13 protein-coding genes are annotated in these 13,579 nt (G+C 68.1%); 9 read left to right on the top strand and 4 right to left on the bottom strand.

Annotated features, from left to right (window positions below; translation table 11 throughout):
* The first annotated feature begins 3 nt into the window (after positions 1–3).
* Both CEX87_RS25505 and CEX87_RS25500 read left to right on the top strand, forming a co-directional pair.
* Positions 4–1,131 (top strand): CoA transferase, encoded by a 1,128-nt coding sequence (locus CEX87_RS25505; protein WP_416171929.1) that lies wholly within the window; start codon positions 4–6, stop codon positions 1,129–1,131.
* A complete protein-coding gene (locus tag CEX87_RS25500) occupies positions 1,125–2,429 on the top strand; it encodes an amidohydrolase family protein (protein WP_094289670.1) in 1,305 nt (434 codons plus the stop codon). Before CEX87_RS25505 ends, CEX87_RS25500 begins: the two co-directional genes overlap by 7 nt.
* Before the next feature lies 1 nt (position 2,430).
* On the opposite strand, the gene CEX87_RS25495 is transcribed toward CEX87_RS25500, so the two are convergent.
* Entirely contained in the window at positions 2,431–3,333 is a 903-nt protein-coding gene (locus CEX87_RS25495; protein ID WP_094289668.1) for an alpha/beta hydrolase, read from the bottom strand.
* Between the two features lie 100 nt (positions 3,334–3,433).
* Here CEX87_RS25495 and CEX87_RS25490 point away from each other — a divergent pair, with 100 nt between their 5' ends.
* Genes CEX87_RS25490 through CEX87_RS25475 form a run of 4 tightly spaced genes read left to right on the top strand, consistent with a single transcriptional unit; the run spans position 3,434 to position 5,245 of the window.
* Positions 3,434–3,937, top strand: coding sequence for a hemerythrin domain-containing protein (locus tag CEX87_RS25490; RefSeq protein ID WP_064400049.1), 504 nt, complete (start codon positions 3,434–3,436; stop codon positions 3,935–3,937).
* 26 nt (positions 3,938–3,963) lie between these two features.
* Positions 3,964–4,155: a ferredoxin gene (locus tag CEX87_RS25485; protein ID WP_064399996.1), complete on the top strand. Its 192-nt coding sequence runs from the start codon at positions 3,964–3,966 to the stop codon at positions 4,153–4,155.
* Positions 4,156–4,169: 14 nt separating this feature from the next.
* Positions 4,170–4,814, top strand: coding sequence for a helix-turn-helix transcriptional regulator (locus tag CEX87_RS25480; RefSeq protein ID WP_066811396.1), 645 nt, complete (start codon positions 4,170–4,172; stop codon positions 4,812–4,814).
* Positions 4,811–5,245, top strand: coding sequence for a hypothetical protein (locus CEX87_RS25475; protein WP_066810847.1), 435 nt, complete (start codon positions 4,811–4,813; stop codon positions 5,243–5,245). The genes CEX87_RS25480 and CEX87_RS25475 overlap by 4 nt, the downstream gene beginning before the upstream one ends.
* Here CEX87_RS25475 and CEX87_RS25470 read toward each other — a convergent pair whose 3' ends face one another.
* Positions 5,246–7,414, bottom strand: coding sequence for an acyl-CoA dehydrogenase (locus tag CEX87_RS25470; protein WP_094289666.1), 2,169 nt, complete (start codon positions 7,412–7,414; stop codon positions 5,246–5,248). It abuts the gene before it with no gap.
* 149 nt (positions 7,415–7,563) lie between these two features.
* Here CEX87_RS25470 and CEX87_RS25465 point away from each other — a divergent pair, with 149 nt between their 5' ends.
* The gene (locus tag CEX87_RS25465; RefSeq protein ID WP_094289664.1) at positions 7,564–8,787 is read left to right on the top strand and encodes an alpha/beta hydrolase; all 1,224 of its coding nucleotides are present in this window, start codon (positions 7,564–7,566) and stop codon (positions 8,785–8,787) included.
* Between the two features lie 26 nt (positions 8,788–8,813).
* Positions 8,814–10,232 carry a WS/DGAT/MGAT family O-acyltransferase gene (locus tag CEX87_RS25460; protein ID WP_094289662.1) on the top strand — a complete coding sequence of 473 codons (1,419 nt, stop codon included), beginning with the start codon at positions 8,814–8,816 and terminating at the stop codon, positions 10,230–10,232.
* A 19-nt stretch (positions 10,233–10,251) separates the two neighbouring features.
* Here the strand turns inward: CEX87_RS25460 and CEX87_RS25455 are convergent, their stop codons facing one another.
* Complete coding sequence (locus CEX87_RS25455; protein WP_064399991.1) at positions 10,252–11,532, bottom strand: alpha/beta hydrolase; 1,281 nt, start codon at positions 11,530–11,532, stop codon at positions 10,252–10,254.
* Between the two features lie 42 nt (positions 11,533–11,574).
* Positions 11,575–12,384, bottom strand: a complete 810-nt coding sequence (locus CEX87_RS25450) for a lysophospholipid acyltransferase family protein (protein WP_064399990.1) — start codon at positions 12,382–12,384, stop codon at positions 11,575–11,577.
* 108 nt (positions 12,385–12,492) lie between these two features.
* Between CEX87_RS25450 and CEX87_RS25445 the strand changes: the two genes are divergently transcribed.
* A partial coding sequence (locus CEX87_RS25445; RefSeq protein ID WP_099459204.1) for a serine/threonine-protein kinase occupies positions 12,493–13,579 on the top strand: 1,087 nt, incomplete at its 3' end.

The raw sequence follows: 13,579 nt of genomic DNA, 5'->3' as shown, positions 1-13,579 counted from the left end.
ACAATGGGGAGCGTGACGTCGACGATGTTGACTGTCCCCACCGCCGTGCTCGACCGGGCCGGACGGGTAGCCGACGCCTTCGAAACCTTCACCGGCGTCGAGGTCGACGCCGCCGAGCTGATCGGCGGGCGCGCTGCGCTGCTGGGCCTTTCGCCTGCCGGTCAGGTGTCGGCGGGCGGCGCGACGCGCCTGATGCGCAGCCATGACAGTTGGTGTGCCCTCACGTTGGCGAGGCCCGACGACATCGCCGCGGTTCCCGCGCTGGTCTCGGCCGATGAGGTCGACGATCCATGGCAGGCCGTGCAGGGCTGGGTCGCCGAGAACGACTGCGCCGACATGACCGAGCGTGCCCGGTTGCTGGGCCTGCCGGCGGCGGGCCTCGCCGAGACCCCGCCCGAGGCCCCGCGGGTGTACCCGTTCGGTGCGGCCACCGCGACGCGAGGCCCTGCTGACCTCCTGGTCGCGGACCTGTCCGCGATGTGGGCCGGGCCGCTGTGTGGACGGTTGCTCTCGTCGGCGGGTGCGACCGTGGTCAAGGTGGAGAGCGCCGCACGACCCGACGGCGCCCGTCACGGGCCGCAAGCGTTCTTCGACTGGATGAACGCCGGAAAACTCTCCTACAGCGTCGATTTCGACGAACCGTCCGGTTTGTGGGCGCTGCTGGCCGTCGCCGACGTCGTGATCGAGTCGTCCCGACCTGCGGCGTTGGCTCGCCGCGGGCTCTCCCCGACGGACGTGGCGCCGCGTGACGGCCGGGTGTGGCTACGGGTCACGGGCCACGGCACCGACGGTGACCGCGACAACTGGGTGGCGTTCGGTGACGACGCCGCCGTGTCGGGCGGCCTGGTCTATGGCGAGCCCGACGAACCGCAGTTCTGCGGCGATGCGATCGCCGACCCGCTGACCGGGCTCGAGGCGGCGCTGGCCGTCGCGCAGTCGTTGCGCAGCGGGGGAGGGGAGCTGATCGAGATGTCGATGGCCGCGGTCGCCGCCACCTATGCGCAGTTACCGCGCGACGACCAATCGCCCTGTGCCGCAGCGCCGCAGCTGTCGACAGCCGCGCAACCGCTAGGGGCGGACAACGAGGAAGTGGAGCAGCTGATCGAGCAGCGACGGCTCGCGTCTTGCTGATCCAGCGCGCGACGCTGCTCGACGGCCGTTCCGTCGACATCCGGGTGGCCGAAAAGATCGTCGCCGTAGAGCCGGAGCTGGCGCCTGTTAGCGGCGAGCCGGTCTATGACGCCGCCGGTCGCACCGTCATACCGGGGCTGCACGATCACCATGTTCATCTGCGATCCGCCGCAGCGGCTTTAGCGTCGGTGCGGGTCGGTCCTGCCGAGGTGCACAACCGGGCGGAACTGGCCCGTGCGTTGGCGACCGCGAAGCCCGGCGCCGATGGCTGGGTCAGGGCGGTGGGCTATCACGAGGCGGTCGCGGGTCCCCTTGACCGCACCGTGCTCGACGAGGTGGTGCCGTCGGTTCCGGTCCGCGTGCAACACCGCAGCGGTGTGCTGTGGACGCTGAATTCGGCGGGGCTGGTCCGTGTGGGAATGGCCGACCACCCCGACGGGCGGTTGCGCAGCGCCGACCGCTCCTGGTCGGATGCCCTGCAGCGCAACGAAACCGGTCTGAGCGAGGTGAGCGAGCGGCTCAGCGCCCTGGGCGTCACGGGCGTCACCGACGCCACTCCCGACCTCGAGATCGACGACATCGTCCGGCTTTTGGACGCCCATCGCCGCGGAGAACTGCACCAGCGCGTCCTGTGCCTCGCGCCCGGCAAGCGGATCCTGCACGACACCGACCTCGACCTCGACGGCCTCACCTCGTGGATCGCCGGACGGCACGCCGAGGGTGCACCGATCGCCGTGCACTGTGTGACCGCTGCGCAACTCGTCGTCACGCTCTCCGCGCTGCAGGCGACCGGAGCGCATCCGGGGGACCGCATCGAGCATGCAAGCGTTGTTCCCGACGACGCCATCGCGTCACTTGCCGCAAGCGGCGTGACCGTGGTGACGCAGCCGAACTTCGTCGCCGAGCGTGGCGATCAGTACCTCGACGACGTGCCCGCCGGAGAACACCATGAATTGTGGCGCGTCGCTTCGCTGTTGCGCGCGGGTGTGCCGCTTGTGCTGTCGACCGACATGCCGTTCGGCGAGGGCGACCCGTGGGCGACGATGCGTGCCGCGGTGCGACGGATGACCGGCAGCGGCGCGGTGCTCGGCGCGGACGAACGCATCACCGCGCCGGAAGCGCTCGGCATGTTCTTCGGTACCGGCCATGACCCGCTGCGGCGCCGAACCGTCGCGCCCGGCCAGCCGGGCGATTTGGTGGTGCTGGAGCCGTCGCCAAGCGACGTGCTCGAGACACTGGCCTCGGACATGGTCGCCGCCACCGTGATCGCGGGCGAGGTGGCGTTCGACCGCGGGTGACTCAGGCGGCGGCGGGCGCCAACACCCGTTGCAGCATCGCGCACTGACTGTCAAAGAACTGTTGTGAGACAGAGGCTTTGGGCGCGATACCATCGAATCCGTGGAACGCCCCCTTGATGATCTCGACGTCGCACGGCACTCCGGCGGCCTTGAGCCGTTCGGCGTACTCGAGATCCTCGTCGTGGAAGAGGTCCAGCGTTCCGACACCGATCCATGCGGGCGGCAAGCCGGCAAGGTCGTTTCTGCGTGCGGGCACGGCCACGGCGGGATCGGCGTCGCCGAGGTAGGCCGACCAGCCGAACTTGTTGCTCGACTTGTTCCACAGTCGAATCCCGGGGTTGTCCAGTTCGCGGCGGTCCACGGTGCGGTCGTCGAGCATCGGATACACCAACAGCTGGGCCGATGGCGTGACCTCCCCGCGGTCGCGTGCCAGCAGCGCCAACTGGGCCGCCAAACCGCCGCCTGCGCTGGCGCCCCCGATCGCGACACGGCTTGAGTCCACCGACGGCAGCGCCACCAACCACTTCAGCGCCGAATAGCAGTCCTCCACCGCGGCCGGGTAGGCGTATTCGGGCGCCAACCTATAGTCGACGGAGGCCACCGTGACCCCTAAACGCCGGGCGAACCGGCGGCACAGCTCGTTGTCCTGGCCGGGATGGCCGATGAGATAACCCCCGCCGTGAATCCACAACAGCGCGGGGCCCTTTCCCGTGGCCCCGGGCGGCCGGTACAGCCAGACGTCGACTCCCGATGGCAGGGTCAGCGCCTCGACATCGCGGGGCACTTTGCGCCACATGCGCCGGGTGACCATGCGCACGATCGGCAGCGTCGCGGGTGTGATCACCTGCTTGGGGGCGAGGCGGGCGGCGCGGCGCAGGTCGGGATGGAAGTCGGTGAACGGCACCCGACAAGTATTACGTCACCGGCGGCCAAGCGGTGCGCCATATTGTTTATACAAACCGATTTGTATAAACTAGCGGCAGCTCGTGGTAGGAGAAGCCGTGATGCACAAGTCAGCCCCCTATGTCGCCCTGGAGCATGACCACCGCGAGATCGACCGCGCGATCGAGGACTTCGTGGGCAAGCTTCGGGCAGGCGTCCTCGAAACCGAAGTGCTCACCCGGGCGCTGGAAAAGCTGCGCCGCCACATCTACCTCGAAGAGGTGATCGTATTCCCGCCGATCCGAGAGGCCGGGATGGTGATGCCGATCTTCGTGATGATGCGTGAGCACGGCCAATTGTGGCGGACCATGGACACATTGGACGGCCTGCTCGCAGCGTCTGACACCGACCGGATCGAGGCGGCTTGCGGCGTACTGCTGGATCAGTTGCACGAGCACAACTCCAAAGAGGAACCGATTGTCTACCCGCACATCGACATTGATCTCACCGCGCATATGCGCGCGGAATTGACACGGTTCGTCGAGACGGGCCGCGCTCCCGAGGGATGGGTCTGCCGGCACGCCAGTGGTGTGGGCGCAATGTCCGGTCCGGCCGATGAGAACTGAACCGCTGATCAAGTCAAGGAGGCGTTATGCGTGTCGTAGTGGACCGCGATCGGTGTGAGGGCAATGCGCTCTGCGTGAAATTTGCGCCCGAAGTGTTCGAACTCGACGACGACGACTACGCGGTGGTGATCGCCGACCCGGTGCCGCCCGAGTTCGAGGCGCACGCGGCTAAGGCCGTCGACGAATGCCCGCGCGCGGCGATCACCCGCCACGACTGAGGACCTTCCGGTCGATGACACGGCGCGATGAGGTTTTGACGGCGCTACGGACCGCGGGGACGCCCTTGAGCGTGCTCGACGTGGCCGAGCGGCTGTCGATCCATCCCAACACCGCACGCTTCCATCTGGAGGCCCTGCTCGAGCGGGGTCGGGTCGAGATGATCAAGCCCGGCCGCACGAAACCGGGCCGGCCCCCGCTGATGTTCCGCGCGACAGCGGGTATGGACCCGGACGGCCCCCGCGACTACCGCGTGCTGGCCGGGGTGCTCGCCGATGCATTGGCGCGCCAGCGCGACCCGCAGCGACGTGCGGTCGCTGCCGGCCAAGCGTGGGCGAAGAAAGAGGCCGCCACCAACGGTGAAGTTCAGCCGCTGGACCGGGATCAGGCCTTCGAGCGCCTCACGGGTCTCCTTGCCGAAATGGGGTTCGCCCCGCAAAAGCGCTCGCGCAACCACGATCTCGATGAGATCGGATTGCACAATTGCCCGTTCCTCGAGCTGGCGGACACCCGCCGCGACATCATCTGCCCCGTGCATCTCGGTCTGATGCAAGGGGCTCTGGCGGCCTGGGACGCGCCGGTCACCGTGGAAGCACTGGTCCCGTTCGCCGAGCCCGGTCTCTGTATCGCGAATCTGACACCGAGAAGGAGAGTCTCATGACCGCCGCACACTCCATCGCAACCGCGCTCACGTTCGTCTGGCTCGGCATGGTGCTCGCGATCTCGTTCATCGAGGCCCCGCTGAAGTTCCGGGCGCCGGGGGTCTCCCTGCAGATCGGGCTCGGCATCGGCCGGTTGGTGTTCCGCGCACTCAACAGCATCGAGGCCGCGCTGGCTGTGGTCCTGGTGATCATCATCGTGATGGACCGACCGTCGACCGGTGCCACCGTCGCCCTCGGCGCAGCCATCCTCGCGTTGGCTGTTCAGTTGATCGCGGTCCGTCCCGCATTGAACCGGCGCTCCGATGCCGTCCTGTCGGCGCCGGCGGGAACGGCCCCGGCCGGGCGCTCACGCATCCACTACGTCTACGTCGCCCTGGAGGCCGTGAAGGTCGTCGCGCTGATCGTCGGCGGAATCACGTTGCTGGCCTGACTATTTCAGCAACGGGTCTCGCGGCAGGCCGAGGATGCGCTCGGCGATCGTATTGCGGGTGATCTCCGAGGTGCCGCCGGCGATCGTCATGGCCCGGTTGCCGAGGTAAGCCAGCGTCAGCGTCGGGGCCTGCCCGACGACGGCCGCGGAACCGGCCAACTCCATGGCCAATTCGGTCATCCGCTGCCCGGATTCGGCCACCAGGAGTTTGGTGACGTTGCCCTCCGGCCCGGGATCCGAACCCGCGATCGCGCGGGTCACCCGCCGCAGGTTCAACAGCCGCAACGTGTGCGTCTCGGCGATCACCTCGCCGGCCCGCCGCAGATACGTCGCGCGGGTCTCGGGGGACGCATTGTCGAGCAGCTTCACCAGATCGGCCGCGGTGAACCCGGTGGTGCCGCCCGAACCGCCGCCGATCGAGATGCGCTCGTTGCCCAGCGTCGCGCGGGCCACCAGCCAACCCTTGTTCACGTCGCCGACCACGTCGGCGTCCGGGACGAAGACGTCGTCGAAGAACACCTCGTTGAAATGTGCGTGTCCGGTCAGCCCGCGAAGCGGATTGACCGTCACCCCAGGCGCTTTCATATCAATGGCCATCATCGTCACGCCGGCGTGCTTGGGGGCGTCGGGGTCGGTGCGCACAGTGGCCAGGCCCCACTGGCACTGGTGGGCCAGGCTGGTCCACACCTTCTGGCCGGTCACCCGCCAGCCGCCGTCGACCTTCTTGGCCGACGTCCGCACGGCCGCGGCATCCGAGCCCGCGCCGGGTTCGGAGAACAGCTGACACCACATCACCTCGCCGCGCAGCACCGGTTCGACCCAGCGTTCCCGCTGGTCGTCGGTGCCCGCCTGGGCGATGGTCAGCGTCACCCAGCCGGTGATGCCCAGGTCGGGCCGTTCGACGTCGGCGAACTCTTCCTCGATGACCAGTTGTTCGAGCACGTCGGCGGCCCGTCCCCACGGTTTGGGCCAGTGCGGTACCAGGTAGCCGGAGTCGACGAGGAAGTCGCGCTGCTGATCGGCGGGCCGGGAGTGCAGCGTGGCGACGGCCTCGCGCGCCTGCTCGCGAAACTGCTCGGCTTCCGGCGGCAGCGTGAACGTCGCGCCGCGCGCCTGGCCACTGCGCTGCGCTTCGACGACGTCGAGCAGCGGATCGCCGGCCTCGGCCATCAACGCCGCGAGCGTCCTTGCGCGCCGCAGATACAGGTGGGCATCGTGTTCCCAGGTGAAGCCGATCCCGCCGTGTAGCTGAATGTTGTTCTCTGCGTTGAAAATCTGTGTTCGGATGGCGTGTGACGCGGCGACTGCGGCGGCGAACGACGCGCTGTCCAGGTCGTCGGCGCGGGCGGCGTCCCATGTCGCGGCCGTCGTGACCTCGGCGGCGACGAGCATGTTGGCGGCGTGGTGCTTGACGGCCTGGAATGTCCCGATCGTTCGGCCGAACTGCTCACGGACCTTGGCGTATTCGACGGCCATCTCCATGCTGGCCCAGCTGACGCCCACCGCCTCGGCCGACGCGAGGATGCGAAAGACCGTGTGCGCCTTGCGTGCCGCACCGCGAAGCACTCGTTCCTCGGTGACCGTCACACCGCTCAGCGCGACCGAGCCGAGGCTGCGCGAGGTGTCCATCGATTCGAGCGGGGTGATTGTGACGCCTTCGGCGTCGGAATCGATGACGACGACGTCCTCACCTGCGACGACGACCAGCAGGTGCGCGTCCGGCGCGCCGAGGACCGCGGGACTCTCACCGGTCACGACCAGGTCGGATCCGACCGTCACATTGCCCGAGACCGCGAGCGCACCGACTGTGCTGCCGTCGGCCAGACCCGGAAGCAGTTGTGCACGAGCCGAATCGGAGGCACACCGGGCGATCACCACAGCCGCGGCCACAGTGGGCAGGAACGGGCCAGGGCACAGTTCGCGTCCCTGGGCTTCGAGCACGACCGCCAACTCCGCGAGCCCGAAGCCGGACCCGCCGTGTTCCTCGGCAATGGCCAGGCCGGTCCATCCCAGGTCCGCCGCGGCCGACCAGATCTCGGCGGGATGCGACGAGCCGCCCTCCAGCGTCGATCGGGCCGCCGCCCGGCTGTTGACCCGGTTGAGCTGGCCGAACACCGCATCGGCGAGGTCGACGTGCTCTTCGGTGATGGCAAGCGCTGACTTACTCACAAAACGTCCTCTTCGAAGTTGACCGTCGGCAAGTCACGCTAGACCATCTGCCCAGGTCACGGTATAGGCGACCGAGATCCCGAAATGTCTGCGGTAGACACTTCGAAAAGATGACTTGTGCCGAACATGCGTCGCGGTACAGTCGCGCAATGACGGTGCGACCGGATGCCCGGTACCCAGGTCCGACATTCTGGACACGTGCGCGATGGTTGCTGAACGCCGGACCGTCGGACTACATGCTGGCGACGAGCGTGGCCGCGGCTTCGCTGCCCGTCATCGGAAAGCACCTGGAACCGTTGGGCACTGTGACCGCGGTGGGCGTATGGGGTTTCCGTCACCTGCCCGATTTTCTCGGTTCGACGGTCAAATCGTGGCTTAGCCCGGGCGATGCCGAGTTAAGGCAGTCCGAGCGCGACAGCACCAACGCCGTCACCGAGGCCGCGCTGCGCGGTGTGGTCAACGCCAAGGACCTCGCCGTCGACTGGCCTGCGCCGGAGTCGGCGCCGCCGTTGTGGAAGCTGCGGGAGCATCGGCGCAGCGTGTACCGCACCTCGGTGCAGTACGGGCCTCGGTCTTCACAACTGCTCGACGTGTGGCGGCCCAAGGAGTTGCCCGCCGAGCCGGCGCCGGTGCTGATCTTCGTGCCGGGCGGGGCGTGGGTGCACGGCAACCGGATCCTGCAGGGGTACGCGTTGATGTCCCACCTCGCCGAGAAGGGCTGGGTGTGCCTGTCGATCGACTACCGGGTGGCGCCGCACCACCGGTGGCCGGCCCATATCCACGACGTGAAGACCGCCATCGCGTGGGCCCGCGCCAATGTCGACAAGTTCGGCGGCGACCGTGACTTCGTGGCGGTCGCGGGCACGTCGGCGGGCGGTCACCTCTCAGCGCTGGCAGGACTCACCGCCAACGATCCGGAGCTGCAGGCCGAGCTGCCGGAAGGGTCCGACACGTCGGTGGACGCGGTGGTGGGCATCTACGGTCGCTACGACTGGGAGGACAAGTCCACCCCCGAGCGGGTGCGCTTCGTGGACTTCCTCGAACGCGTCGTCGTGGGACACAAACTCGCCAAGCGACCGGACGTCTACCGCAAGGCGTCCCCGATCGCCCAGGTGCATCCCGAGGCACCGCCGTTCCTGATCGTCCACGGCACCGGCGACAGTGTCATCCCGGTGGCGCAGGCCCGTTCGTTCGTCGAACGGCTGCGCGCGGTGTCCCGGTCGGTGGTCAGTTACGTCGAACTGCCCGGCGCCGGGCACGCGTTCGACATGACCGACGGGGCCAGGACCGGCTCAGCCGCGATGGCAATAGGATTGTTTCTGAACCAGATTCACCGAAACCGGACGCTGGTGGGGGCCAAAGAGGTTATATAGGCTCCTCCGGAGGGAGGGGTCGCGACGTGAGAAGGCTCAGCGGCTGGGACGCGATCCTGCTGTACAGCGAAACTCCGACGGTGCACATGCACACGCTCAAGCTGGCGGTGATCGACCTTTCCGAGTTGGGTGACCGTCCCTTCGGCATCGAGGAGTTCCGCCGCGTCATCCACGGGCGGCTCTACAAACTCGACCCGTTCCGCTACGAGCTCGTCGACATCCCGTTCAAGTTCCACCACCCGATGTGGCGGGAGAACTGCGAAGTCGACCTCGAGTACCACGTGCGGCACTGGCGGGTGGACAGCCCAGGCGGTCGCAGGCAACTCGACGAAGCGATCGGCCAGATCGCCAGCACGCCGCTGGACCGCAGCAGGCCGCTGTGGGAGATGTATTTCATCGAGGGTCTGGCCAACGGACGAATCGCGGTTCTCGGCAAGATCCACCACGCCCTCGCCGACGGGGTCGCATCGGCGAATCTTTTGGCCCGCGGGATGGATCTGCAGCAAGGCCCGCAGGCCGAGCGTGACTCGTACGCAACGGATCCGCCGCCGGGCAAGGCGGAGTTGGTGCGGACCGCGTTCGCCGACCACATGCGCCAGATCGGTCGGCTACCGGGCGTCATGCGCTATACCGCGCAGGGTCTGCAACGCGTGCGCAAGAGCGCGAAGAAGCTCTCGCCGGAGCTCACCCGGCCGTTCACGCCGCCGCCGTCGTTCATGAATCACCGCGTCGACGCGCAACGCAAGTTCGCCACCGCCACCCTGGCGCTCGCCGACGTCAAGGAGACCGCAAAGCATCTGGGCGTCACCATCAACGACATGGTGCTCGCGATCTCGGCGGGCGCGTTGCGGGAGCTCTCGCTGAAGTACGACGGGCAGGCCGACCACGCGCTGTTGGCTTCCGTCCCAGTCAGTTTCGACTTTTCTCCCGATCGAATCTCCGGCAACTACTTCACCGGTGTGATGATGACGGTCCCCATCCAGCTCGAGGATCCGCTGCAGCGGGTCCAGGCGGTGCACGATGCCGCGGTGGAGGCCAAGGAAACGCATCACCTGATGGGCCCGGAGCTGGTGAGCCGGTGGTCGGCGTACTTCCCGCCGCGCCCTGCCGAGCGGCTGTTTTCCTGGCTGGCCGAAAAGGACGGCCAGAACAAGGTGTTGAACCTGCCGATCTCCAACGTGCCCGGTCCGCGGAAACCCGGTCGCGTGGGCGGCGCGCTGGTCACCGAGATCTACTCCGTCGGACCGCTGACCACCGGCAGCGGGTTGAACATCACGGTGTGGAGCTACGTCGACCAGCTCAACATCTCGGTGCTGTCCGACGGCGCGACACTCGACGACCCGCACGAGCTGACCGATGCCATGATCGCCGCATTCATCGAGATCCGCAGGGCCGCAGGGCTTTCGAGTGAACTGACGGTGATCGAGTCCGCCATGGCGCAGTAGGACGGCTTCCGCTCAGGCGCTACGCGCCCGCAGATTCAGCCTGCGGCAACTCATCGCTCGGCGCATGGCGCTGCGCGTGCACCCAGGACAGGAAACGTTCGACGGCCTGCGCCGTGTAGTGCGCCCGCGGTGACCCGTAGAAGTCGAATGCATGCTGGGCATGCGGGATTTCGGCGTAGGCGACGGTGGACGTCGACACCTTGCGCAGCGCCTCGACGAAATCGCGTCCCTCCTGCACCGGGATGATCGAGTCGTCCTGCCCGTGAAGCACGAAAAACGGTGGGGCGTCGGGCCGTACACGCTTGATCGCCGAAGCGTCGACGTAGGTCTGCTTGTGCTCGCTGATGGGCTTCTTCACGACGAACTTCTGCAGGAAACCGATGAACTCCTTGCGGCCGGAGCCTCGTGCCGACACCCAGTCGTAGCGTCCGTAGATCGGGACCGCGGCCGCCACCGACGTGTCGGCATCCTCGAAGCCCGGCTGCCACTGCGGATCATCCGGCGTCAGCGCGGTCAGCGAGGACAGGTGCCCGCCCGCCGAACCACCGGTGATCGCGACGAAGTCGGGGTCCCCGCCGTAGTCGGCGATGTTCTCCTTGATCCAGGCCAGGGCCCGTTTGACGTCGATGATGTGCGCGGGCCAGGTGTGCCGCGGGCTGACGCGGTAGTCGATCGACACACACACCCAGCCCCGCTCGGCCATATAGCTGAGCAAGGGATAGGCCTGCGGCCTGCGCATGCCGATCGCCCACGCGCCCCCCGGCACCTGCAGCAGCACCGGCGCCTTGCCGTCGCGCGGCAGGTCGGCACGCCGCCAGATGTCGGCGCGGTTGACCCGGCCGTGCGGGCCGTACTGGACGGTGTTGGCCCGCTCGACGTAGCGGCGGCGCAGCAGTTCGTTCGGGGGGACGCCGACGTTTGCGAGCCGACGCCGCCTGCCGGGCTGCGACATCGAGGCCACCTGCTCGTAGTCGTCGCCGAGTGCCTCACGCAGCGGTTCCTCGAAATACCGCTTCGACGTCACGTTGCGGTACATGATCAGGCTGAGCAACGCCCACGCGATCGCGGTGAGCCCCAACGCGATACGGCCCCGCGCACCACGGAAATCCCCACGCAGGCCGCGCCGTATGGCGTCCAGCACCGAACCGGTCAGGTACAGCGGCGCGGCCTCGGTGGTCGGCCAGCCGAATGCGAACACCGGCAGCGTGATGTAGCCCTCGCGCCCGAGCGGCTGCACACCGTTGGCGGCATTGGCGAGTTCGGCCGCCGCGCGCAGCAGCGGAAAACGGCGTCTAGTCATCGAGGTCCGTCATATCCCCCAGACGGCTGTCCAAAACAAGTTTCAGCCGAGGATCGGGAGCCGGCGCTCGGTGGCCAGCTCGTCGAGGGCCCGCTGCATCACCCGGCGGACGTGGGCGTCGACCTCGTCGATGTCGGGGTCCTCGCCGAACTCGGCGACGATGTCGATCGGCGGCAACACCTGCATGACGATCTTGGACGGCAGCGGGATGTTGGGCGGCACCACCAGTGACAGGCCGAACGGGAAGCCGAATGAGACCGGCAGGATCTTGGTGCGCGCCAGGCGCGCGATCGGGCCGAGACGCTCAGCCAACCAGGTGCCGCGCGACAGGAAGATCTGGGTCTCCTGGCCGCCGATGCCGACGGTCGGGACGATCGGGACACCCGCGTTGAGGGCGGCCTTGATGTAGCCGGTTCGCCCGCCGAAGTCGATGACGTTCTCCGAAAACGTGGGCCGGTACACGTCGTAGTCACCGCCGGGGAACACCACGACCAGGCCGCCGGAGCGCAGTGCCCGGTCGGCATTCTCGTGGTTGGCGCTGATGTAGCCGATCTTGCGGAAGAACTCACCGGTCGGTCCGACCATCAGCATGTCGTGGCTGAGCGTGTAGATCGGCCGGTCGTAGCCGTGATGCTCGTAGAAGTCCGCCGCCAGAATCGGCACGTCCATCGGCAGCATGCCGCCGGAGTGGTTGGACACCAACAGCGCACCGCCCGCGGGGATGTTCTCGAGTCCGCGCACCTCGGAGCGGAAGTAGCGCTTGAGGAGCGGGCGGGTGACGGCGAAGAAGCGCTCGGTCAGGCCCGGGTCCCATTTTGTGAGCTGCGACGGCTCGGCGTCTCCGGTGGCCACCGCACCCCCTCTGATCGGAACTGAAACGTGTTCTAGTTTAGCGGAGCGCCCCTGTGCAGGACAAACGGCGAGCGTTTGCGCTCAAGGGGGTGCGGCTACCTTATCCGCATGGACGGCCGCGACCTACTTGCGGACCGCTACGAACTACGAGGTGTACTCGGTCGCGGCGGGATGGCGGAGGTTCACGACGGCTGGGACACCCGGCTGCACCGGCCCGTGGCGATCAAGCTGCTCTATCCGGCGTTCACCACCGACACCGATATGCGGCGACGGTTCGAGGAGGAGGCCCGCGCGGCCGCAGGGCTGAACCACCCCAACATCGTGTCGGTGCACGACAGCGGCGAGCATGACGGCAGCCCGTTCATCGTCATGGAGCGCCTGCCGGGACGGACGCTGCAGGACGAGATCGAGACGGGGCCGATGCCGCCACCGCGTGTCCGCTCGATGCTGCACGACGTGCTCGGCGCGCTGGGCTGCGCGCATGCGGCGGGCATCGTCCACCGTGACATCAAGCCCGGCAACGTGCTGATCGCGCCGAACAGCGGTGCGATGAAGGTCGCCGACTTCGGCATCGCCAAGACGGCGGGCTCCGCGCTCACCGCGACCGGCCAGATCGTCGGCACGATGGCCTACATGAGCCCGGAGCGGGTCGGCGGCGCACCGGCCTCGGTCGCCGACGATCTCTACGCCGTTGGCGTGATGGGCTATGAGGCGTTGACCGGGCGGCGGCCGTTCCCGCAGGAGAATCCCGCCGCCCTGCTGCACGCCATCCTCGATGCGCCGCCGCCTCCGATCAGCGCAGTGCGTCCCGACATCGACCCGGCGCTGGCCGCGACGATCGACCGGGCGATGGCCCGAGACGTGAGCCAGCGGTTCGGCAGCGCCGAGCACATGCGCGCCGCTCTGATGGGCGCGCCTTCGATCGGACCGGCACCCGCAGCGGCGCCACGACCCGCCACGAAGATCCTCGCCGAACCGCTGGCGCCCTCCGCCAACTACTTCGTCGCTCCGGCACCGCGGCGACGGCCGATGAGCCGCGAGCGCAAGCTGCTGCTCGCGGCCGCGGGGTTCGTCGCGTTCGTCGTCGCCGGCCTCGCGTTGGCGCTCGACCCGTCGTCGACCACACCGCCGCCGCAACAGGTCAGCACCAGCACCCCGGCGCAGCCGCCACCGCCCCGTCCTCTTATACACATCT

The sequence above is a fragment of the Mycobacterium lehmannii genome (assembly GCF_002245535.1).
GTDB lineage: Bacteria > Actinomycetota > Actinomycetes > Mycobacteriales > Mycobacteriaceae > Mycobacterium > Mycobacterium lehmannii.
This window is presented reverse-complemented; position numbering and strand designations above follow the sequence as displayed.

Excerpts from the sequence above, each read along its gene's own strand:
- CEX87_RS25475 (WP_066810847.1), top strand. The coding sequence starts at position 4,811 with ATGACCGCCGCACACTCCATCGCAACCGCGCTCACGTTCGTCTGGCTC.
- CEX87_RS25480 (WP_066811396.1), top strand. The coding sequence starts at position 4,170 with ATGACACGGCGCGATGAGGTTTTGACGGCGCTACGGACCGCGGGGACG.
- CEX87_RS25485 (WP_064399996.1), top strand. The coding sequence starts at position 3,964 with ATGCGTGTCGTAGTGGACCGCGATCGGTGTGAGGGCAATGCGCTCTGC.
- CEX87_RS25465 (WP_094289664.1), top strand. The coding sequence starts at position 7,564 with ATGACGGTGCGACCGGATGCCCGGTACCCAGGTCCGACATTCTGGACA.
- CEX87_RS25505 (WP_416171929.1), top strand. The coding sequence starts at position 4 with ATGGGGAGCGTGACGTCGACGATGTTGACTGTCCCCACCGCCGTGCTC.
- CEX87_RS25455 (WP_064399991.1), bottom strand. The coding sequence starts at position 11,532 with ATGACTAGACGCCGTTTTCCGCTGCTGCGCGCGGCGGCCGAACTCGCC.
- CEX87_RS25490 (WP_064400049.1), top strand. The coding sequence starts at position 3,434 with ATGCACAAGTCAGCCCCCTATGTCGCCCTGGAGCATGACCACCGCGAG.